This is a genomic window from Ruegeria sp. BH6, from assembly GCF_056538105.1.
This window is the reverse complement of sequence record NZ_JBQFSR010000001.1, coordinates 359520-378983: the sequence shown is the minus strand read 5'-3', so window position 1 is coordinate 378983 and position 19464 is coordinate 359520. Positions and strand designations below refer to the sequence as shown.

At 58.2% G+C, this 19464-nt stretch carries 24 protein-coding genes; all 24 read right to left on the bottom strand.

Annotation, left to right across the window (positions count from 1 at the left end):
- Positions 1-10: 10 nt before the first annotated feature.
- Positions 11-760, bottom strand: a complete 750-nt coding sequence (locus ACR0B8_RS01895) for a biotin--[acetyl-CoA-carboxylase] ligase (RefSeq protein ID WP_170360152.1) — start codon at positions 758-760, stop codon at positions 11-13.
- Between the two features lie 54 nt (positions 761-814).
- Complete coding sequence (gene nuoN / locus ACR0B8_RS01890) at positions 815-2257, bottom strand: NADH-quinone oxidoreductase subunit NuoN (RefSeq protein ID WP_170360154.1); 1443 nt, start codon at positions 2255-2257, stop codon at positions 815-817.
- Between the two features lie 15 nt (positions 2258-2272).
- Positions 2273-3817, bottom strand: coding sequence for an NADH-quinone oxidoreductase subunit M (locus ACR0B8_RS01885; protein WP_170360156.1), 1545 nt, complete (start codon positions 3815-3817; stop codon positions 2273-2275).
- Complete coding sequence (nuoL, locus tag ACR0B8_RS01880) at positions 3817-5964, bottom strand: NADH-quinone oxidoreductase subunit L (protein WP_170360159.1); 2148 nt, start codon at positions 5962-5964, stop codon at positions 3817-3819. The genes ACR0B8_RS01885 and nuoL overlap by 1 nt, the downstream gene beginning before the upstream one ends.
- 6 nt (positions 5965-5970) lie before the next feature.
- On the bottom strand, positions 5971-6276 hold the full coding sequence (gene nuoK / locus ACR0B8_RS01875; RefSeq protein ID WP_005984024.1) for an NADH-quinone oxidoreductase subunit NuoK: 306 nt from the start codon (positions 6274-6276) through the stop codon (positions 5971-5973).
- 4 nt (positions 6277-6280) lie between these two features.
- Positions 6281-6883, bottom strand: a complete 603-nt coding sequence (locus tag ACR0B8_RS01870; protein WP_170348161.1) for an NADH-quinone oxidoreductase subunit J — start codon at positions 6881-6883, stop codon at positions 6281-6283.
- A complete protein-coding gene (locus ACR0B8_RS01865; RefSeq protein WP_170348159.1) occupies positions 6880-7290 on the bottom strand; it encodes a carboxymuconolactone decarboxylase family protein in 411 nt (136 codons plus the stop codon). The genes ACR0B8_RS01870 and ACR0B8_RS01865 overlap by 4 nt, the downstream gene beginning before the upstream one ends.
- On the bottom strand, positions 7287-7781 hold the full coding sequence (nuoI, locus tag ACR0B8_RS01860) for an NADH-quinone oxidoreductase subunit NuoI (RefSeq protein ID WP_170348157.1): 495 nt from the start codon (positions 7779-7781) through the stop codon (positions 7287-7289). Before nuoI ends, ACR0B8_RS01865 begins: the two co-directional genes overlap by 4 nt.
- Before the next feature lie 2 nt (positions 7782-7783).
- Positions 7784-8821 carry an NADH-quinone oxidoreductase subunit NuoH gene (nuoH, locus tag ACR0B8_RS01855; protein ID WP_170348155.1) on the bottom strand — a complete coding sequence of 346 codons (1038 nt, stop codon included), beginning with the start codon at positions 8819-8821 and terminating at the stop codon, positions 7784-7786.
- Positions 8822-9016: 195 nt separating this feature from the next.
- Positions 9017-11038 (bottom strand): NADH-quinone oxidoreductase subunit NuoG, encoded by a 2022-nt coding sequence (nuoG, locus tag ACR0B8_RS01850; RefSeq protein WP_170360162.1) that lies wholly within the window; start codon positions 11036-11038, stop codon positions 9017-9019.
- A gap of 3 nt (positions 11039-11041) precedes the next feature.
- A complete protein-coding gene (locus ACR0B8_RS01845; RefSeq protein ID WP_226688668.1) occupies positions 11042-11446 on the bottom strand; it encodes a DUF5333 domain-containing protein in 405 nt (134 codons plus the stop codon).
- A gap of 98 nt (positions 11447-11544) precedes the next feature.
- Positions 11545-11940, bottom strand: a complete 396-nt coding sequence (locus ACR0B8_RS01840) for a hypothetical protein (RefSeq protein ID WP_226688669.1) — start codon at positions 11938-11940, stop codon at positions 11545-11547.
- Positions 11940-12356, bottom strand: coding sequence for an MAPEG family protein (locus ACR0B8_RS01835; protein WP_226688670.1), 417 nt, complete (start codon positions 12354-12356; stop codon positions 11940-11942). Before ACR0B8_RS01835 ends, ACR0B8_RS01840 begins: the two co-directional genes overlap by 1 nt.
- A gap of 5 nt (positions 12357-12361) precedes the next feature.
- Positions 12362-12793 (bottom strand): hypothetical protein, encoded by a 432-nt coding sequence (locus ACR0B8_RS01830; RefSeq protein WP_480657857.1) that lies wholly within the window; start codon positions 12791-12793, stop codon positions 12362-12364.
- A complete protein-coding gene (gene nuoF, locus ACR0B8_RS01825; RefSeq protein ID WP_170395745.1) occupies positions 12790-14088 on the bottom strand; it encodes an NADH-quinone oxidoreductase subunit NuoF in 1299 nt (432 codons plus the stop codon). The genes ACR0B8_RS01830 and nuoF overlap by 4 nt, the downstream gene beginning before the upstream one ends.
- A 12-nt stretch (positions 14089-14100) precedes the next feature.
- The gene (locus ACR0B8_RS01820; protein WP_170360641.1) at positions 14101-14322 is read right to left on the bottom strand and encodes a DUF5337 domain-containing protein; all 222 of its coding nucleotides are present in this window, start codon (positions 14320-14322) and stop codon (positions 14101-14103) included.
- Positions 14323-14354: 32 nt separating this feature from the next.
- On the bottom strand, positions 14355-15452 hold the full coding sequence (gene nuoE, locus ACR0B8_RS01815; RefSeq protein WP_170360170.1) for an NADH-quinone oxidoreductase subunit NuoE: 1098 nt from the start codon (positions 15450-15452) through the stop codon (positions 14355-14357).
- Positions 15452-16675: an NADH-quinone oxidoreductase subunit D gene (locus tag ACR0B8_RS01810; protein ID WP_170360172.1), complete on the bottom strand. Its 1224-nt coding sequence runs from the start codon at positions 16673-16675 to the stop codon at positions 15452-15454. The genes nuoE and ACR0B8_RS01810 overlap by 1 nt, the downstream gene beginning before the upstream one ends.
- Positions 16675-16800, bottom strand: a complete 126-nt coding sequence (locus ACR0B8_RS01805) for a hypothetical protein (protein WP_264187107.1) — start codon at positions 16798-16800, stop codon at positions 16675-16677. The genes ACR0B8_RS01810 and ACR0B8_RS01805 overlap by 1 nt, the downstream gene beginning before the upstream one ends.
- 1 nt (position 16801) lies before the next feature.
- Complete coding sequence (locus ACR0B8_RS01800) at positions 16802-16975, bottom strand: hypothetical protein (RefSeq protein ID WP_058274391.1); 174 nt, start codon at positions 16973-16975, stop codon at positions 16802-16804.
- Positions 16975-17580 carry an NADH-quinone oxidoreductase subunit C gene (locus ACR0B8_RS01795; protein WP_170348140.1) on the bottom strand — a complete coding sequence of 202 codons (606 nt, stop codon included), beginning with the start codon at positions 17578-17580 and terminating at the stop codon, positions 16975-16977. The genes ACR0B8_RS01800 and ACR0B8_RS01795 overlap by 1 nt, the downstream gene beginning before the upstream one ends.
- An 11-nt stretch (positions 17581-17591) precedes the next feature.
- Entirely contained in the window at positions 17592-18125 is a 534-nt protein-coding gene (locus ACR0B8_RS01790; protein ID WP_010442777.1) for a NuoB/complex I 20 kDa subunit family protein, read from the bottom strand.
- Entirely contained in the window at positions 18116-18481 is a 366-nt protein-coding gene (locus tag ACR0B8_RS01785; protein WP_050602775.1) for an NADH-quinone oxidoreductase subunit A, read from the bottom strand. The genes ACR0B8_RS01790 and ACR0B8_RS01785 overlap by 10 nt, the downstream gene beginning before the upstream one ends.
- A gap of 193 nt (positions 18482-18674) precedes the next feature.
- Positions 18675-19457 (bottom strand): crotonase/enoyl-CoA hydratase family protein, encoded by a 783-nt coding sequence (locus tag ACR0B8_RS01780; protein WP_170360174.1) that lies wholly within the window; start codon positions 19455-19457, stop codon positions 18675-18677.
- Positions 19458-19464: the final 7 nt, after the last annotated feature.

Here is a 19464-nt window from a genome sequence, read left to right as displayed (position 1 = left end):
TGAGCCCCCTTTAGAAGTACACGTCCGCCGCAGGAATGCTGACACGGCCTTTTGCGGTCTTTAGGACAAGGTTGCCGCCCGAGTCCACGGTTTCAAAGGTTCCAACCGTTTCAGATGTCGAGGTTCGCGCGGTGATCACTTCACCCAAGCGAGCGGCACGAGACAGCCAGGCAGTGCGGATCGGTTCGAACCCGTAGGTCACGAACTGAATTTCATATTGTGCATAAGCCGCGGCCAATTCGGTCAGAAAATCCTCGGGCAGCACTGCGGCACCGGTTTCCGACAACAGAGAGACTGGCCGCACCGCGCTTTGTTCCACCGCATAGGCTGGGGGTGCCTCGGAAAGATTTACACCGATGCCAATCGACAGATACGACACGCCCCCGCCCTTTCCGGTGCTTTCCAGCAAGATACCCGCCAGCTTGCCCCCGTTCAGCAGCACGTCGTTGGGCCACTTCAATGACAGCCCGTCGGCGCGACCGGTGACCGCGACACAGGCGTCGAACAGCGCCAAGGCCGCCACAAAGCTGCGCAAGGCCGCTTGTTCCGGATTACCCTGCGGTCGCATTAACAAGGTCGCCGCCAGGTTGCCCTTGGGGTTGGCCCACGCCCTACCCCGTCGTCCCCGCGCCGCCGTCTGGTGATGCGCCATGATCCACACAGGGCCCGGCGCCGTCGGGGCAAGCCGGGCGGCCTCATTCAATGTACTGTCGACTTCCTGCACGATGTGCAGTCCGTATCCTTGCGGCCAATCAGTCACGTCAAAAAGGCCCGGCCTTTTGACCGAGCCCCCTGTAATTGGATGTTAAACACGTCAGTTGACAAGCGTCGCTGCCGCAGCCGCAGCCGCGCCTTCGATGCCGAACTGATAGAAAACGCCCACCAGCATCAACGCCGCCGACCCCATCAGCGCGACCCACAGAACCGGGGTCGAGTGGGTTTCGATCGGATCCTCGTTCTCGGCCCCGAAATACATGTAGAACACGATCCGTAGGTAATAGAACGCACCGATCACAGAGGCGATGGCCGACACGATCACCAACCCGGTCAGACCCGCGCTGATACCAGCCTGCCAGACGCCGAACTTGGCGAAAAAGCCCAACATTGGCGGAACGCCAGCAAGGCTGAACATTAGGATCAGAACAGCCAAGGCCTTACCCGGATCGCGTTTAGAAAACTGGCGCAGCGCATCGATATCAGTGACGGGTTTGCCATCGCGTTCCATCATCAGGATGAAGGCAAAGGTGCCGATATTCATGGTCACGTAAATTGCCAGATACATCAGCATCGCTTTGATGCCCATTTCCGTACCCGCTGCCAGACCGATCAGCGCATAACCCATATGGGCAATCGACGAAAACGCCATCAGCCGCTTGATATTGCGCTGACCAATCGCGGCAACCGCACCCAGCAGCATCGACAGAACCGAAAGCAGCACGATCACCTGCTGCCAGTCTTTCACTACGCCACCAAAGGCGTCATGCATCAGGCGGGCAAACAGCGCCATCGCTGCCACTTTTGGTGCGGTAGCAAAGAAGGCGGTGATCGGCGTGGGCGATCCTTCGTACACGTCCGGCGTCCACATATGGAAGGGCACAGCCGAAACCTTGAAGGCAAGGCCCGAGATCAGGAAGATCAGGCCGAACAGCAGACCAACCGAGATGTCGTCATGGTGGACCGTTTGGATGATGCCCGAAAACAGCGTCGTGCCGGTAAAGCCATAAACAAGCGATGCACCATACAGCAGCAGCCCCGAACTGAGCGCACCCAGTACGAAGTACTTCAGACCGGCCTCAGTTGATTTGGCGCTGTCACGACGCAACGCAGCCACGACGTACAGCGACAGGGATTGCAGCTCCAGCCCCATATACAAGGACATCAGATCGCCTGCGCTGACCATCATCATCATACCGACAGCAGCCAGCGCCACCAGCAACGGGTATTCGAACCGCAACAGATCGCGGCGGGTCATATATTCCTGGCTCATCACCAGAACAGCCGCAGCCGACAGCAGGATCGCGACCTTGGCAAACCGCGAGAACCCGTCATCGACGAACATCCCGTTGAACGCCACGTTGGTGCCATCGCCATTGGTTGCAATCCAGAAGGACAGCAGCGCCATTAGCCCCGCCGTCGTCCACACCAGAATTGGCGCCAGCGCGTCTTTCGTCGTGTAAACTGCCCCAATCAGGGCGACCATCGCATACACGGCCAGAACGATTTCCGGCAGGATTATTGTCAGATCAGCCTGGATCATGTCTCCAAAGCTCCCTTAATGCGAGGCGGCCGTCTGGGTCGCGGCCTCAGCCGCGGCCAGAGCCGAGTCATAGTTCGAAATCAGCGCGGCGGTCGAATTGCCGATCACATCGGTTACCAGCGACGGGTAAACGCCCAACAGGATGGTCATCACGATCAGCGGCGCAAAGATCAACCGCTCGCGCGAGCTCATGTCCGTCATTGCCTTGAGGCTTTCCTTGATCAGATCGCCAAACACGACCCGGCGATACAGCCACAACGCATAGGCAGCCGAGAAGATCACGCCAGATGCAGCCACAGCCGTCACCCAGGTATTGACCTGGAACGCGCCCATCAGCGTCAGGAATTCACCGATGAACCCGGATGTACCCGGCAGGCCGACATTGGCCATTGTGAACAGCATGAAGACCAGCGCGTATGCGGGCATGCGGATCACCAGACCGCCATAAGCGTCGATGTCACGCGTGTGCATCCGGTCATAGATGACACCGACACACAGGAAGAGCGCGGCCGAGATAAACCCGTGGCTGAGCATCTGGAAGATCGCGCCGTCAATACCCTGCTGGTTCGCAGCAAAGATACCCATAGTCACAAAGCCCATATGAGCAACCGAGGAATAAGCGATCAGCTTTTTCATATCCTCCTGCACCAGCGCCACCAGCGAGGTGTAGACTACTGCGATGGCCGACATCCACAGGACCAGATCGGTCATCACCGCTGACCCGACTGGGAACATCGGCAGACTGAACCGCAGGAAGCCATAGCCGCCCATCTTCAGCAGGATCGCCGCCAGCACAACCGAGCCTGCAGTCGGCGCCTGAACGTGTGCGTCAGGTAGCCAGGTATGAACCGGCCACATCGGCATTTTCACCGCAAACGAGGCAAAGAAGGCCAGGAACATCAACGTCTGCATACCGCCGACGATATAAACGCCCAGCACGCTGAACCCTTCGGACGAGAAATGGTGGCTCATCAAGGCTTCGATATCAGTTGTGCCTGCATCGGAATACATCGCAACCATCGCCACCAGCATCAGCACCGAGCCCAGGAAAGTATAGAGGAAGAACTTGAAGCTTGCGTAAATCCGGTTCGCCCCACCCCAGATGCCGATGATCAGGAACATTGGGATCAGGCCGGCCTCGAAGAACAGATAGAACAGGACCAGATCCAGCGCCATGAATACGCCCAGCATCAGCGTTTCCAGCAGCAGGAAGGCGATCATGTATTCTTTGACGCGGTCGGTGACCTGCCAGCTGGCCAGAATGGTCAGCGGCATGATGAAAGTGGTCAGCAGTACGAACAGAACGCTGATACCGTCTACACCCATCTTGTATTTCAGACCCAGCAGCCACTCGGCCTCTTCCACCATCTGAAAGCCAGTATTGGACGGATCAAACCCTGTGTAGATACCGATCGAGACAAGGAAGGTCACCGTGGTCGCCACCAGTGCAACCCATTTCGCGTTGCGCTGCGCAGCCGCGTCGTCACCATGCAGGAACAGGGCCAGGATGCCTGCCGCCACTGCCGGAATAAAGGTGACGATCGAGAGGATATTATCCATTAGTGTGCGCCTCCGCCGATCGACATCCAGGTGACCAGGGCAGCGATACCCAGAACCATCCAGAAGGCATAAGTAAAGATGTAGCCCGTCTGTGCCTTGCCTGCGAGGCGGGTAAAGAAGGGAATTACGCCCATCGAAACCCCGTTCAGGAAGCCGTCGATAGTATTGCCGTCACCGCGTTTCCACAGGAACCGACCAAGCGCAACGGTGGGTTTGACAAAGATCGCATCGTAGATCTCGTCAAAGTACCACTTGTTCAGCAGGAACAGGTAAAGCGGTCGCTGGTTCTGTGCCAGACGTCCCGGCAGGGACGGGTTCACGATATAGAACCAATAGGCCATGACAAAACCCAGCGCCATCGCGACAAAGGGTGAGACCTTGACCCATTTCGGGGCGGCATGCGCATCGTCCAGAATATGGTTGTCCGGCGCGATATAGATCGCGCCCTCGCCCGGCTCACCCGCAAAGACATAGTGGTGATCACCGCCATGCGCATCCTTCTCGCCGTGTCCATCATCGGCATGAGTATCTTCTGCGTGCCCCTCATCAGCGTGTGTATCATCCGCATGTGAATCCGCAGTGCCATGATCGCCCGCCTCGGCATGCTCCGACGCCTCGGCCACCGGAATGCCATAGAACTTGCCGACTTTGTCCGCATGACCAAAGAAGTTGCCATACCAGATCATCCCGGCAAAGACCGCACCCAAGGACAGCACGCCTAAAGGAATCAACATGGTCATCGGGCTTTCATGCGCATGCTCATGCGTATGCTGATCACCACGCGGCTCGCCATAGAAAGTCAGGAAGATCAGGCGCCAGCTGTAGAACGAAGTGAACGCAGCCGCGATCACAAGCAGCCAGAAGCCATAGGCCGACCCACCAGCATAGGCACTCTCGATGATGGCATCCTTGGACAGGAACCCGGCGAACCCGATGGTGGTCAGCGGAATACCAACGCCGGTAATAGCCAGTGTCCCGATCATCATCGCCCAGAAGGTATAAGGGATTTTCTTACGCAGACCGCCGTATTCGGTCATTTCCTGCTCGTGATGCATAGCGTTGATCACCGAACCGGCCCCAAGGAACAGCAGCGCCTTGAAGAACGCGTGCGTGAACAGGTGGAACATCGCAGCCGAATACATGCCCACACCGGCGGCCACGAACATGTAGCCCAGCTGCGAACATGTCGAATAGGCGATGACGCGCTTGATGTCGGTCTGCACCAGACCCACAGTTGCGGCGAAAAACGCGGTCGAGGCGCCCAGTACGGTGATGAACCCGGTCGCACCCGGTGCGAACTCCATAAGCGGCGACATGCGGCACACCAGGAAGACACCTGCAGTCACCATGGTCGCAGCGTGGATCAGTGCCGACACCGGTGTCGGGCCTTCCATCGCATCCGGCAACCAGGTGTGCAGGATCAGCTGCGCCGATTTACCCATCGCACCGATGAACAGCAGCACACAAATCACTTCGATGGCGTTCCACTCACCCCACAGGAAGTGCAGTTGCGTTTCCGCTAGCTCAGGGGCCGACGCGAAAATGTCGGAAAAATTGATGCTGTCCGTCAAGAAGAACAGCGCAAAAATCCCCAGCGCAAAGCCAAAGTCGCCCACCCGGTTGACAATGAACGCTTTCATCGCCGCTGCGTTGGCCGATGGCTTGCGGTAGTAGAAGCCGATCAGCAGGTAAGACGCGACACCCACGCCTTCCCAGCCAAAGAACATCTGAACCAGATTATCCGCCGTCACCAGCATCAGCATGGCAAAGGTGAAGAAGGACAAATAGGCAAAGAAGCGCGGCTTATAACTCTCGCCTTCGCGCCATTGCGGATCATGGGCCATATAGCCAAAGGAATACAGGTGCACGAGCGCCGATACGGTCGTCACCACGATCAGCATGATCGCGGTCAGCCGGTCCAAACGCACGGCCCAGCTTGTCGAGAGCGAGCCGCTCTCGATCCAGCGCATGATCTCGACCTGCTGGGTCACCCCGTCAAAGGTGAAGAACACGATCCACGACAGCAAACAGGCCAGAAACAGCAGGCCGGTGGCGGTCCACATCGCGGCCTTTTCGCCAATGAATCGCCAGCCGAACCCGCAAAGCAGCGCGCCCACCAGCGGGGCAAAGAGGATGGTAGTTTCCATGTTCTCTTACCCCTTCATCATATTGACGTCTTCAACCGCGATGGTGCCGCGGTTACGGAAGAAGCAGACCAGAATGGCCAGACCAATCGCCGCCTCGGCCGCTGCAACGGTCAGCACGAACAGCGTAAACACCTGCCCGACCAGATCGCCGAGGAAACTGGAAAACGCCACAAGGTTGATATTCACCGCCAGCAGCATCAGTTCGATGCTCATCAGCAGGATGATGACGTTCTTGCGGTTCAGAAAGAGACCGAAGATGCCGATGACGAACAGTGTCGCCGCGACCGTAAGATAGTGTTCAAGTCCGATCATCGTCTCAAAGTCCCTGCCCCGGTTTCACGTCCTTCAACTCCATCGCCTTGGCCGGGTCGCGCATCATCTGGCCGATGATGTCCTGACGCTTGATGTCCTGACGGTGGCGCAGCGTCAGAACAATGGCGCCGATCATGGCCACCAGCAGGATCAGGCCCGCCAGCTGGAACAGAAGGAAGTATTGATCATAAAGAATGACGCCCAGCGCCTCGGTGTTGTGGCGGTCCACCGGAACCGGCTGCGCCAGATTGGCCGCCGCACCCTGCGCGCTGTCCCATGCGCCAAAGGCCATGACGAACTGCATCAGAATGACCAGACCGATCAACAAGGCCAATGGCATGTAACGCGCCATCTCGGCCTTCAGCTCGGCAAAGTCCACGTCCAGCATCATCACCACGAACAGGAACAGCACCGCGACCGCGCCGACATAGACGATGATCAGCAGCATTGCCACGAACTCGGCCCCCAGCAGCACGAACAACCCGGCCGAGGAGAGGAAGGAAAGGATCAGCCACAGCACCGAATGAACCGGCTGGCGGCTGATCACCGTGAACAGCCCGCCGGTGATGGCGCTGATGGCAAACAGGTAGAAGGCAAAGACGGTCATTGATCCTCATCCTCGTTATCGCCCATGACCTCTTGCGCCAGATCCAGCGCGCGGGTCATGGCCGGGATGCCGGCAAAGACCGACATCTGGCCGATCGTTTCCACGATCTCTTGTTTCTTTGCGCCCGCTTCCAGCGCGTGACGCACGGTCTGACGCACCGCTGAATCCGCCTGCGCGCCCTGACAGGTCAGCCCGGCCAGCGTCAGCAGCAGGCGGGTCTTGGCGTCCAATCCGTCCTTGTTGACGGTGTTGCCGAACATCATCTCCATGACCTCTTTGGGCATGGTGGGCCACAGCGCTTCGAACCCCTTGGGCGAGAAATTCTCGAGCCCCGGGTTCATCGCCTTGGCCATGTCCTGTGCCTGTTTGAGCATTTGCTCGAATGGGTTTGTGGGCTTGTCACTCATCTGTACGGCGCATCCATTTCCAGGTTGCGGGCAATCTCGGCTTCCCAGCGTTCGCCGTTATCCAGCAGTTTTTGCTTGTCGTAGAACAGCTCTTCGCGGGTTTCGGTGGCGAACTCGAAATTCGGGCCTTCGACGATTGCATCGACCGGGCAGGCCTCCTGACAGAAGCCGCAATAGATGCACTTGGTCATGTCGATGTCATAGCGCGTGGTTCGACGGCTGCCGTCCTCGCGCGGTTCGGCGTCGATGGTGATGGCCTGCGCCGGGCAAACCGCCTCGCAGAGTTTGCAGGCGATGCAACGTTCCTCGCCATTCGGATAACGACGCAAGGCGTGCTCGCCCCGGAACCGCGGGGATAGAGGACCCTTCTCGTGCGGGTAATTTATGGTGGCCTTGGGGGCGAAGAAATATTTCAACCCCAGCTTCATGCCGACCCAAAAGTCCTGCAGCAGGAAGTATTTGGCAGCGCGGGTATAGTCGATCTGCGTCATGATTAGCCTCCTACGCTCCAACGGGCGAATGCGCCCCAGAACCAGTCGAATTTCGCCGCAAAAGCCACGAACACCACCCAGGCCAGCGAGAACGGCAGGAACACTTTCCAGCCCAACCGCATCAGCTGATCATAGCGGTAGCGGGGTGTGATCGCCTTGACCATTGCGAAGAGGAAGAAGAAGAACGCCATCTTCGCAACCATCCACAGGACACCGTCGGGCAGGCCCGGGATCGGCGACAGCCAGCCACCGAAGAACAGCAGCGATGTTAGCGCGCACATCAGGAAGATCGCAATGTATTCGCCTGCCATGAACAGCAGGAAGGGTGTGGCCGAGTATTCCACCTGATAACCGGCGACCAGTTCGGATTCCGCCTCGGGCAGGTCAAACGGTGGTCGGTTGGTTTCCGCCAGCGCCGAGATGAAGAACAGGAAGACCATCGGGAAATGCGGCAGCCAGTACCAGCTGAATAGGCCCAGCCCGCCATCCTGCGCGCGTACGATGTCGCCGAAATTCATCGACCCTGTAGAAATGATCACACCAATGATGATCAGGCCGATGGAAACCTCGTAAGAAATCATCTGCGCAGCCGACCGCAACGATCCTAGGAACGGGTACTTTGAGTTCGACGCCCAACCGCCCATAATCACGCCATAAACCTCCAACGAGGATACGGCGAAGACATACAGGATGGCGACGTTGATATCTGACAGGACCCAGCCATCGTTGAACGGGATTACCGCCCAGGCGATCATCGCCAAAACAAAGCTTGTCAGCGGTGCCAGAATGAAAACCGTGCGGTCGGCCCCGGCGGGGATGACCACCTCTTTCACCACATATTTCAGCGCATCTGCCACCGATTGCAGCAGGCCATAGACGCCCACCACGTTGGGACCGCGGCGCATCTGTACCGCCGCCCAAATCTTGCGGTCGCCATAAACGAGGAACAACAGCGAGATCATCACAAAGGCAACAACGGCAAGCACTTGCGCCAGAATGATGATGGCTATTCCGCCTGGGGTGTTAAAGAAATCAGCCATTGGTCCTCACACCGTGGGTATTCCGTTTTCCGCGTAAATTGCGAAGGCCATTTGCCTGCGCAAACTGCGGCTGGGTCGGCGCGTTGGTGTAAACAGCATCCGCCGCACTTACGCCACCCTTATTGTTGCGTCTCACGCGCATTTTCACAGCCACCGTATTGCAGGCGCTCAAAAGCGATATGAAACAGGTCTGTTTCATTCCGCCGCGATCTTCCCGGCCTTGCGTGCCTGTGCCTGCGCCGACAGCTCAGCCATCAGTTGCGAGGCGCGGGCGATGGGATTGGTCAGGTAAAAGTCCTTGATCGCATTGCGGAAAGTGGCTGTACCTAGGGGGCCAGCCTCCATCAATTGCACTTCGTTTTCGATCACCTCGTCGATGCGCGTCAGATGCGGCACTGCTTCGATCAACGCACTGCGCAATTGCGCCAGCGAGTCGTAAGGCAGCGTCGCGCCCAATTCGGCCGACAAGGCCCGCAGGATCGCCCAGTTTTCCTTGGCCTCACCCGGTGCAAAGCCTGCGCGCATGGCCAGCTGAGGACGGCCTTCGGTGTTCACGAACAGGCCGTTTTCCTCAGTATAGGCGGCGCCTGGCAGGATCACATCGGCGCGGTGTGCGCCCCGGTCGCCATGGCTGCCCTGATAGATGACGAACGCGCCCTCACCGATCTCGACCTCGTCCGCGCCAAGGTTGTAGATTACGTCCGCCGCGCTGATCGCGTCCATACCACCTTCGTTTGTCGCATCCACGTCCATCGCGCCCACGCGCGACGCTGCTGTATGCAGAACGATCAGACCGCTTTCTGTATTTGCAGCAATGGCTTGCGCAGTGGCCAGAACAGCGGCACCGTCAGCCTCTTGCAGCGCACCCTGCCCCACAACAACCAGAGAGGCCTTGCCTTTGATCACATCATCGCCGCCCATATCGACGACTTTTTGCAGTGCTGCGCGGTCATCACCCATGTGGTGATACTTATAGGTCAGATCGACAGCCGGACCGACCAGAGCAACCTCGGCCCCGTGCGCCCATGCCTTGCGGATACGCGCGTTCAAAACCGGAGCTTCCTCACGCGGGTTGGTGCCGATCAGCAGAATACGCTCGGCTCTGTCGATATCCTCGATCGCAGCAGTCCCGGCATAAGCCCCACGGTTGCCCGCAGGCAGTCGGGCACCGTCGGTGCGACACTCGACGACACCGCCCAGGCTTTCGATCATCTGTTTGAGCGCAAAGGCCGCTTCGACTGGCGCCAGATCACCCACGATACCCGCCGGTTTCTCGGCACCTTTCAGCGCCTCAGACGCTTTGGTCAGCGCCTCGGGCCACGAGGCAGGGCGCAGCTTGCCGTTTTCGCGAATATATGGGCGGTCCAAACGCTGACGCCGCAGACCGTCCCACACAAAGCGGGTTTTATCGCTGATCCACTCCTCGTTCACGCCGTCATGGTTGCGCGGCAGGAAGCGCATGACCTCACGCCCCTTGGTATCCACCCGGACGTTCGAGCCCAAGGCATCCATCACGTCGATGCTCTCGGTCTTGGTCAATTCCCACGGACGAGCCGTAAAGGCGTAAGGTTTCGAGGTCAGCGCCCCCACCGGACACAGGTCGATGATGTTACCCTGCAGGTTCGAATCCAGCGTCTGGTTCAGATACGAGGTGATCTCGGCATCTTCTCCACGCCCCGTCTGACCCATCTGAGTGATCCCGGCAACCTCGGTTGTGAACCGCACACAACGGGTGCAGCTGATGCAGCGGGTCATCGCAGTGCCAACCAGCGGTCCCAGATCCAGATCGTCCACCGCGCGCTTGGCTTCCTTGAAGCGGCTGCCCGACAGACCATAGGCCATCGCCTGATCCTGCAAGTCACACTCGCCGCCCTGATCACAGATCGGGCAATCCAGCGGGTGGTTGATGAGCAGAAACTCCATCACCCCTTCGCGGGCCTTTTTGACCATGGGTGAGTTCGTTTTGACCTCCGGCGCTTGCCCTTCGGGGCCGGGTCGCAAATCGCGCACCTGCATCGCGCAGGACGCCGCAGGTTTGGGCGGGCCGCCCACAACCTCAACCAGGCACATCCGGCAGTTCCCTGCGATCGACAAACGTTCGTGATAACAGAAGCGCGGCACCTCGACCCCGGCTTGCTCACAAGCCTGGATCAGGGTCATCGCACCATCGACTTCGATTTCCTGCCCGTCGATATTGATCTTACGGAGGTCAGACATCGTCTAGTTCGCCCTCAAATACACGCCAATGGCGCTGTTTCTTTCAATCTCTGCCCGCCCCAGCGTGCAGAAGGAATTGGGATTTTCGTAGGTGACGCCGTGTCGGGCCAGATACGCCTCGCCCTTGGCGCGCATCCGGTCCTTTTCGGCATCCGAATCCACATACGCCCGGATTTCATTGTCCGAGTATCCCAGTTTGTTCGCTTGCGACTTCAATCCCCACAGCACACCGATCGCTTTCAGACGCCGCCCGCTGATCGAGGGGCAATACTCTGAAATCTCATTTGCAATGGCGATGTAATAGAGTTCGTTGTCGATCTCTTTGACTTCGCGCAAGGGCGGTTTCGCTTCAACGATGGTGGGCAAAGCCAGCACAGACAGCAGCGTCAACATTTTCACACTGGACATGACAAATCCTTTCGTCTTGGGAAACCCAAGACGACCGGCAGTCGGGGTGCTATGCAATAACATCCCCCGTGTCATCGAGTGATATGCGAACACGCGCGTCATGGTCGCTGGCAAGCTCCTGCAAAGGTCAACTTGTCGTCGCTGACACGCAAGTTCTGGGGTTCAGTATCCGGGCCGACCTTCCACGCGATGCTGGAAGAACCGAAGTTTTTGATGCAGAATTTCGTCCCCTCGTACCGTCCCGCTTCGCGCGCGCCGTCCAACGAGGCAGAAACCCCATTCACAACCACGGTAAATTCGGTCGGCATCTTCTTTTTATCGACGGGCTTTGCTTTGGCCCGAAAGTACTTACCGTCAAAAAGGACACGATCACTGGACGACGTGATGCCACCGCACGCCGAAACAAGTGACAACGTAAGGACGCCGGCCAACATGGACACGCGACCGGCAACACTTTTACGTCCTAGCATCTGATATTTTCCCCAAGTCTTCATCAAAACGCCGCCACTATTGCCATAATCCCCATCACGACCATGCAGGCCCAGGCGATGACATACAGAACCGAGCGCAAACCAGCAGACGGTTTGCCGATACCGCGAATATGCACCACCAGCATTATCAGGCGCGCCAGCAACGCGACCGAAGCCAGCAGGTTAACCCAAAATGGGCTGGCCCCCATAAGAATGGCCGCGACAATGACCGTCAGATAGGCGGGCAGCGTCTCGGTCCCATTCAGGTAGGCGCGATTCAGGCGATAGGCCTTGTCAGCATAGTCTTGTTCGGGTGTGGCCCCCGGCGCCAACCCTTTGCTTTGTTTCGCCAAAGCCGTGAATGGCGACATGAACAGGAGTACGAGCGTGAAGATCACTATCGAGGCGATTGCGTGTCCATATACTGCAAAAACTTCCATAACGCTCACTCCTTCACCAAAAAACGCCCGATTGGGTGGTTTGAACCGGAAATTTCTTCAACATATGCGCAAAGTTGTTCAGTGCTGATTTCGCCGGCGGAGAAGTTGATTCCTGCCTCTTTTAACCACATTCCAAAAGCTTGAACTGCCATGGTTCGATGCTTGGACGCGCGGCGCATTTCCTTCTTGTCGTACACTTCAGCACGCAACTGATTGTAACTTGCAGCATAGCCAGATTTTCCGACGGACACTCCGGCCCAAAAAACCCTGCCTTTGCAATCTGCTTCAACCATGCTGCGCGCAATCTTCAGACCAGACATAGCAAGCTCTGCTTCGGAAAAGCTCTTTGCTTGGCCCCAAACGTCCTGCGCCATCGCGTGAGAGCTAGTGCCAAACGAAAAAACAAAAGCTAATATGATGCTAACCTTCTGAGTCATTCCGCTGCCATCGCGCCCATGCGGCCCGATTTCTGGGCCTTGATGCGATCTTCAATCTCTTCGCGGAAGTTACGGATCAGGCCCTGTATCGGCCAGGCAGCCGCATCGCCGAGGGCGCAGATCGTGTGACCTTCAACCTGTTTGGTCACGTCGAACAACATGTCGATCTCTTCCAGCTCGGCCTCGCCGCGCACCAGACGGTCCATCACGCGCATCATCCAGCCGGTGCCTTCACGGCAGGGCGTACACTGACCGCAACTTTCATGTTTGTAGAATTTCGACAGCCGCCAGATCGCCTTGATGATGTCCGTGGACTTGTCCATCACGATGACCGCAGCAGTCCCCAGGCCCGAGCCCAGATCGTTGCGCAGATGATCAAAATCCATGATCGCATCGCGCATGTTCTCGCCGCGCACACAGGGTACCGAAGAACCACCCGGAATAACCGCCAGCAGATTATCCCAACCGCCTCGAATGCCGCCGCAATGGGTTTCGATCAGCTCCTCAAAGGGAATAGACATTGCCTCTTCGACCACGCAGGGGTTGTTCACGTGACCCGAAATGGCAAACAGCTTGGTTCCCGCGTTGTTCTGTCGACCGAATCCCGCAAACCAGTCCGCACCACGGCGCAGGATGGTCGGCACAACCGCGATGGATTCTACGTTGTTCACCGTGGTCGGGCAGCCATACAACCCCGCGCCCGCCGGGAACGGAGGCTTCATCCGCGGCATACCTTTCTTGCCCTCAAGGCTTTCGATCAGGGCGGTCTCTTCTCCGCAGATATAGGCACCGGCGCCGTGATGCAGGAACAGATCGAAATCCCAACCCGAACCGGCGGCGTTCTTGCCTAGCAGACCCGCGTCATACGCTTCGTCAATCGCGGCCTGCAGCGCCTCGCGCTCGCGGATGTATTCGCCGCGCAAGTAGATATAGCAGGTGTGTGCGTTCATCGCGAAAGACGCGATCAGGCAGCCTTCGATCAACGTGTGCGGATCATGGCGCATGATCTCGCGGTCTTTGCAGGTGCCGGGCTCGGATTCATCCGCATTCACCACCAGATAGGCCGGACGACCATCACTTTCCTTGGGCATGAACGACCATTTCAGACCGGTTGGGAAACCCGCGCCACCGCGCCCACGAAGGCCCGAGTCCTTCATCGTCTGAATGATCCAGTCGCGCCCATTGCCAATCAGGCCAGCTGTGCCGTCCCAATGCCCGCGGGCCTGCGCACCTTTCAGCGTGCGCTCGTGCATCCCGTAGATGTTGGTAAAGATCCGGTCCTGATCCTTCAGCATCGCGTGTTACCTTCAGCTATCCTGACGCATGCGCCAGAGTTGAAATATGTTGACGCCCGCATAGACGAACGCCGCCAGAGCGGCGAGATCAAACAACAACGCATGGCGCGTCGTCAGTTTCAGTGCGGGGCCAATGAACAGGTTCATGGCAAGCCAAATGGTCATCGTCACTGCAATGACGATACCTATGTGACGACCCTTGCGGGCTATGGCCTGTTCTTTGTCCTTGTCCATCTCATCCTTCATGCCCCGGATGGGCATGCGTCCTAGTCTTCGTAAGTGCCGTCTTTCTTGGCACGTTTGGCGAACTCGGTTTCCTCGCCCGCCGCCAGCTTACCGGCCTGTTCGATCCAGCCGTCCCGCTCGATCCGACCTTTGAACTTCAGCCGCGCATCAACCCAAGCCACCTGTTCCGATGTCCAGGCCGCAATCTGGTCGTAGTGGTAAAAGCCCAACTCGTTCAGCGTTTCTTCCAGCTTGGGTCCGACACCTTTGAGCATCTTCAGGTCATCAGCTTTTCCATCGCGCGGCGCGGTCAGGGTTTCCGGCTGGTCTTCTTTCGCCTTCGCCTCTTCGGCCTGTTTCACCGCAGGCTTGCCCGGTGCCGGCGCTTTCGGAGGTTTCGGTGCTGCCTTGGTCGCTGCAGCCTTACCGTCCTTACCCAGCCAAGGGGTCAGGATGGGCACTTCGGTCCCATCAATCCGCTTGACTGTATCGCCCAGATCATTCGCCAGTTCGACACTGGCGTTAAACTGGGTTCGACCACTGTCATATTCCGTCAGACTGGTCAGACCCTTGAGAGGTTCTGCCGCATAACGCCCATTCTGCGGGCCCGGTGTCGGAACTTTGCCCGCAACCAAATCGTCGAGGATTTTGCCAAAGCTCTCGGTGGTCAGGTCCTCATAATAATCCTTACCAATCTGCGCCATCGGCGCGTTGGTACAGGACCCGAGGCATTCCACCTCTTCCCAGCTCAGCTTGCCATCGGCAGATAGTTCATGCGGCCTGGCAGCGATCTTGTCCTTGCAGACCGCAATCAGATCCTCGGCCCCGCAGATCATGCAGGACGTCGTGCCGCAGACCTGAATATGTGCCACCGAGCCAACCGGCTGCAACTGGAACATGAAGTAGAAAGACGCGACCTCAAGCACGCGGATGTAGGCCATGCCCAGCATGTCGGCGACGGCTTCAATCGCCGGACGGCTCAGCCAGCCTTCCTGCTCCTGCGCGCGCCACAGCAGCGGGATAACCGCGCTGGCCTGTCGCCCTTCGGGGTACTTGGTGATCTGCGCTTCGGCCCATTGCTGGTTGGCAGCGGAGAAGGCAAAGCTTTCGGGTTGTTCGGGGTGGAGGCGGCGGAGCATTAGCGGTCAATCTCTCCAAATACGACGTCCATGGTGCCGATGATGGCGGCAACATCGGCCAGTTGGTGGCCTCCGGCGACGTGGTCCATGGCTTGCAGGTGTAGGAAACCCGGTGCGCGCAGTTTGGCGCGGTAAGGTTTGTTGGTGCCGTCGGCGACCAGATAGACGCCGAACTCGCCCTTGGGGGCTTCGACGGCAGCGTAAACCTCGCCTGCGGGGACGTGGAAGCCTTCGGTGTACAGCTTGAAGTGATGGATCAGGCTTTCCATCGAGGTCTTCATGTCTGAGCGTTTCGGCGGGGTGATCTTGCCGCGCGCCAGAACATCGCCCGGGCAGTCGCGGATTTTGACGATGGCCTGCTGGATGATCGACAGCGACTGGCGCATCTCTTCCATGCGCACCAGATAACGGTCGTAGCAGTCGCCGTTCTTGCCGACGGGGATCTGGAATTCGAACTCGTCATAGCATTCATAAGGCTGCGCGCGACGCAAATCCCATGCCAGACCAGACCCGCGCACCATCACGCCCGAGAAGCCGTATTTCTGGATGTCATCCTCGGTTACGACGCCAATATCGGCATTACGCTGTTTGAAGATACGGTTTTCGGTCAGCAGACCGTCGATGTCGTCCAGAACGGCGGGGAATTCGTGGCTCCACGCCTCGATATCGTCCAGCAGTTCCGGCGGCAGGTCCTGATGGACACCACCAGGGCGGAAATAGGCGGCATGCAGGCGGGCACCACAGGCGCGCTCATAGAACACCATCAGCTTTTCGCGTTCCTCGAAGCCCCAGAGCGGCGGCGTCAGCGCGCCGACGTCCATCGCCTGCGTGGTCACATTCAGCAGATGGTTCAGGATGCGCCCGATCTCGGAATAGAGAACACGGATAAGCGAGCCGCGACGCGGCACTTCAACCCCGGTCAGCTTTTCGATGGCCAAACACCAGGCGTGCTCCTGGTTCATCGGTGCCACGTAATCCAGACGGTCGAAATACGGCAGGTTCTGCAGATACGTCCGGCTTTCCATCAGCTTTTCGGTGCCACGGTGCAGCAGACCGATATGCGGGTCACAGCGTTCGACGATCTCACCGTCCAGCTCAAGCACCAGACGCAAAACCCCGTGTGCCGCAGGGTGTTGCGGGCCGAAGTTAATGTTGAAGTTGCGGATCTTCTGTTCTCCGCTCAGCGCGTCCGTGCTGCCGTCATCGTATCTTGAGCCGTCCATCAACGCCCCCGTTTTTTCTTTTTCGCTTCGGCCCGAACCCGAACCTTTTCAGCTTCGGCCGCTTTGGCAGCGGCACCTGCCAGCAGCACCCCCAGCGCACCCAGAATGATAAGTTCACCCATCATCTCAGCGGCGCTCCAACTCTTGCAGTTTCAGCCCAACCCACCACAGCAACGCAATTGTGCCAAATGGAACCAGACAAAGAAGGCACCAGAACTTGTTGATCCCGAAAAACGGCAAAATCTTCACCATCGGAATGATGGTCAGTGCAGAAAGGATCAGCCACCAGATGCCACCCATTATTCAGTCTCCTGTTTTTCATCCCCCGGAAGAATGTAGTTCGCGCCTTCCCACGGGGACATGAAATCAAACTGACGGTATTCCTGCACCAACGACACGGGCTCGTAGACAACGCGCTTTTGCGCTTCGTCATAGCGCACCTCGGTATAACCGGTTGTCGGGAAATCCTTGCGCAGCGGGTGGCCGCGGAACCCATAGTCGGTCAGGATGCGGCGCAGGTCCGGGTGGCCCGAGAACAGGATGCCGAACATGTCGAACACCTCACGCTCGAACCAGTTCGCCGAGGGGTGAACGTCAACGATCGAGGGCACCATGTCTTCTTCTCGAATTGAAACCCGCAGGCGGATGCGCTGGTTCTGGTACATCGACAGGAAGTGATACACCACATCGAACCGCTTGGCCCGTTCGGGGTAATCCACGCCAGTGATGTCAACCAGCGATGAAAACTGGCAATTCCGGTCGGATTTCAGGAACTCAACGAATTCCACAAGGTTCGACGGCGCCACATCCACGTTCAGCTCGCCATGGGTCACATCCCAGGACAGAACGCAATCGGCCCGTTTCAGTTCAAGCTGCGCGCCGAGTTCTTTGAGTGCTTCGCTCATCAGCTCTCTCCTCAGCGTACGATGGTGCCGGTGCGGCGGATTTTGCGTTGCAATTGCATCAGGCCATACAGCAACGCCTCGGCGGTTGGCGGGCATCCGGGGACGTAAATATCCACTGGAACCACGCGGTCACAGCCGCGTACGACCGAATAGGAATAGTGGTAATACCCACCGCCATTTGCGCAGGACCCCATCGAGATCACATAGCGCGGCTCGGGCATCTGGTCGTAAACCTTGCGCAGGGCCGGAGCCATCTTGTTGGTCAGCGTTCCCGCCACGATCATTACATCGGACTGACGCGGGGACGCGCGCGGGGCGATACCGAACCGTTCGGCATCATAACGTGGCATCGAGGTGTGCATCATCTCAACCGCGCAGCAGGCCAGACCGAAGGTCATCCAGTGCAGCGATCCGGTACGGGCCCAGTTGATGATGTCTTCGGTTGAGGTCAGCAGGAACCCTTTGTCCTGCAACTCGGCATTCAGGGCCTGGGTTGCGACTTCTTTGTCGACACCGGCAGTGTTTGCACCCGTCATCACTCCCATTCCAAGGCCCCCTTCTTCCATTCATAGGCAAAGCCGATGGTCAGAACGCCCAGGAACACCATCATCGACCAGAACCCTACATCGCTGATGTCCTTGAAGCCGACGGCCCACGGAAACAGAAAGGCGATTTCCAGATCGAAGATGATGAACAGAATCGAGACCAGATAGAACCGGACGTCGAATTTCATCCGCGCATCGTCGAAGGCGTTGAAGCCACATTCATATGCGCTGACCTTTTCAGGGTCGGGGTTGCGGACTGCCAGAACCACAGCCGCCAGAATCAGGACGATTCCAAGGCCGACAGCAACGGCCAGAAACACCAGAATCGGGAGATACTCCCGTAGCAGGTCTTCCACGAATAGCTCCTTTCCTGCGCAACCCGGTCGGGGGGCGCCGTCAATTGGCGTGTTGACTGGACATTCTCTATCCGCGCGGGGTCAGAGGGTCAACCGAACACAGTCGCAGACAGGAGTAATAATCCACTTGTCATGCTCTGTGATCCGGGAAAGGTGATTCCTACTGCAACTGCAATGAAATTAAGGCCTAAACCTAACTTTTCCATACAGGTTTTCGCTTTTCAAAGAACGCACCGATTCCCTCCATCGCCTCGTCGGTTTCCCACCGATCCACCAAGGATCGGATCGTCTGGTCAATCACAGCATCGTCAATATTGGGTCCCAGCTTGCTGACCAAATCCTTGGCCGAGGCAACCGCGCCTGGCGCACAGGAAAGATAGGGCAGAACTTCGGCTTCGACCGCATCAGCTAAATCGGTTGCCGGAACGGTTTTGGCCAGCAGCCCAAGCTCGACCGCCTCGACAGCATCGAACAACCGGGCCGACATGAACACGCGCCGCGCCCGCGCCTCACCCATCCGGGCAATCACATATGGGCCAATCGTGGCCGGGATCAGACCCAGCCGCGTCTCGGTCAGGGCCATTTTTACGCTGTCAACACCAATGGCCACGTCGCAAACAGCAGTCAGCCCAACACCACCGCCAAACGCATTGCCCTGAATCGCACCGATCAGCGGGCGGGGCATGGTGTTCAGCGCCTGCAGCATCTCGGCCAGCTTGCGCGCCTCGGCAAACCGCGTTTCGGGGTCGGCGGCCATCTGGTCCTGCATCCAGCCCAGGTCACCGCCCGCACAGAAACTCTTGCCCGCCCCGGTCAGAACCACTACGCGAACTGTGTCATCTGCACCCAGTTGCGCGGCCGCTTGTGTCAGTTCGGCAATCATCTGCGCCGACATCGCGTTGTGTTTTTCCGCCCGGTCGAGCGTCAAAGTCGCAACTCCACGCGCGTCTGTGGTCACCGAGATCGTTTCAAACATGCCCGCC

Coding starts and splice junctions, on each gene's coding strand:
- ACR0B8_RS01805 (WP_264187107.1), bottom strand. CDS start 16,800: ATGATGGGTGAACTTATCATTCTGGGTGCGCTGGGGGTGCTGCTGGCA.
- ACR0B8_RS01845 (WP_226688668.1), bottom strand. CDS start 11,446: ATGTCCAGTGTGAAAATGTTGACGCTGCTGTCTGTGCTGGCTTTGCCC.
- nuoH (WP_170348155.1), bottom strand. CDS start 8,821: ATGGCTGATTTCTTTAACACCCCAGGCGGAATAGCCATCATCATTCTG.
- ACR0B8_RS01830 (WP_480657857.1), bottom strand. CDS start 12,793: ATGACTCAGAAGGTTAGCATCATATTAGCTTTTGTTTTTTCGTTTGGC.
- ACR0B8_RS01790 (WP_010442777.1), bottom strand. CDS start 18,125: ATGGGAGTGATGACGGGTGCAAACACTGCCGGTGTCGACAAAGAAGTC.
- ACR0B8_RS01810 (WP_170360172.1), bottom strand. CDS start 16,675: ATGGACGGCTCAAGATACGATGACGGCAGCACGGACGCGCTGAGCGGA.
- ACR0B8_RS01865 (WP_170348159.1), bottom strand. CDS start 7,290: ATGAGTGACAAGCCCACAAACCCATTCGAGCAAATGCTCAAACAGGCA.
- ACR0B8_RS01840 (WP_226688669.1), bottom strand. CDS start 11,940: ATGAAGACTTGGGGAAAATATCAGATGCTAGGACGTAAAAGTGTTGCC.
- ACR0B8_RS01780 (WP_170360174.1), bottom strand. CDS start 19,457: ATGTTTGAAACGATCTCGGTGACCACAGACGCGCGTGGAGTTGCGACT.
- ACR0B8_RS01800 (WP_058274391.1), bottom strand. CDS start 16,975: ATGGGTGGCATCTGGTGGCTGATCCTTTCTGCACTGACCATCATTCCG.
- nuoL (WP_170360159.1), bottom strand. CDS start 5,964: ATGGAAACTACCATCCTCTTTGCCCCGCTGGTGGGCGCGCTGCTTTGC.
- nuoG (WP_170360162.1), bottom strand. CDS start 11,038: ATGTCTGACCTCCGTAAGATCAATATCGACGGGCAGGAAATCGAAGTC.
- nuoK (WP_005984024.1), bottom strand. CDS start 6,276: ATGATCGGACTTGAACACTATCTTACGGTCGCGGCGACACTGTTCGTC.
- nuoE (WP_170360170.1), bottom strand. CDS start 15,452: ATGCTCCGCCGCCTCCACCCCGAACAACCCGAAAGCTTTGCCTTCTCC.
- nuoF (WP_170395745.1), bottom strand. CDS start 14,088: ATGCTGAAGGATCAGGACCGGATCTTTACCAACATCTACGGGATGCAC.
- ACR0B8_RS01795 (WP_170348140.1), bottom strand. CDS start 17,580: ATGAGCGAAGCACTCAAAGAACTCGGCGCGCAGCTTGAACTGAAACGG.
- nuoN (WP_170360154.1), bottom strand. CDS start 2,257: ATGATCCAGGCTGATCTGACAATAATCCTGCCGGAAATCGTTCTGGCC.
- nuoI (WP_170348157.1), bottom strand. CDS start 7,781: ATGACGCAGATCGACTATACCCGCGCTGCCAAATACTTCCTGCTGCAG.
- ACR0B8_RS01870 (WP_170348161.1), bottom strand. CDS start 6,883: ATGACCGTCTTTGCCTTCTACCTGTTTGCCATCAGCGCCATCACCGGC.
- ACR0B8_RS01835 (WP_226688670.1), bottom strand. CDS start 12,356: ATGGAAGTTTTTGCAGTATATGGACACGCAATCGCCTCGATAGTGATC.
- ACR0B8_RS01885 (WP_170360156.1), bottom strand. CDS start 3,817: ATGGATAATATCCTCTCGATCGTCACCTTTATTCCGGCAGTGGCGGCA.
- ACR0B8_RS01820 (WP_170360641.1), bottom strand. CDS start 14,322: ATGGACAAGGACAAAGAACAGGCCATAGCCCGCAAGGGTCGTCACATA.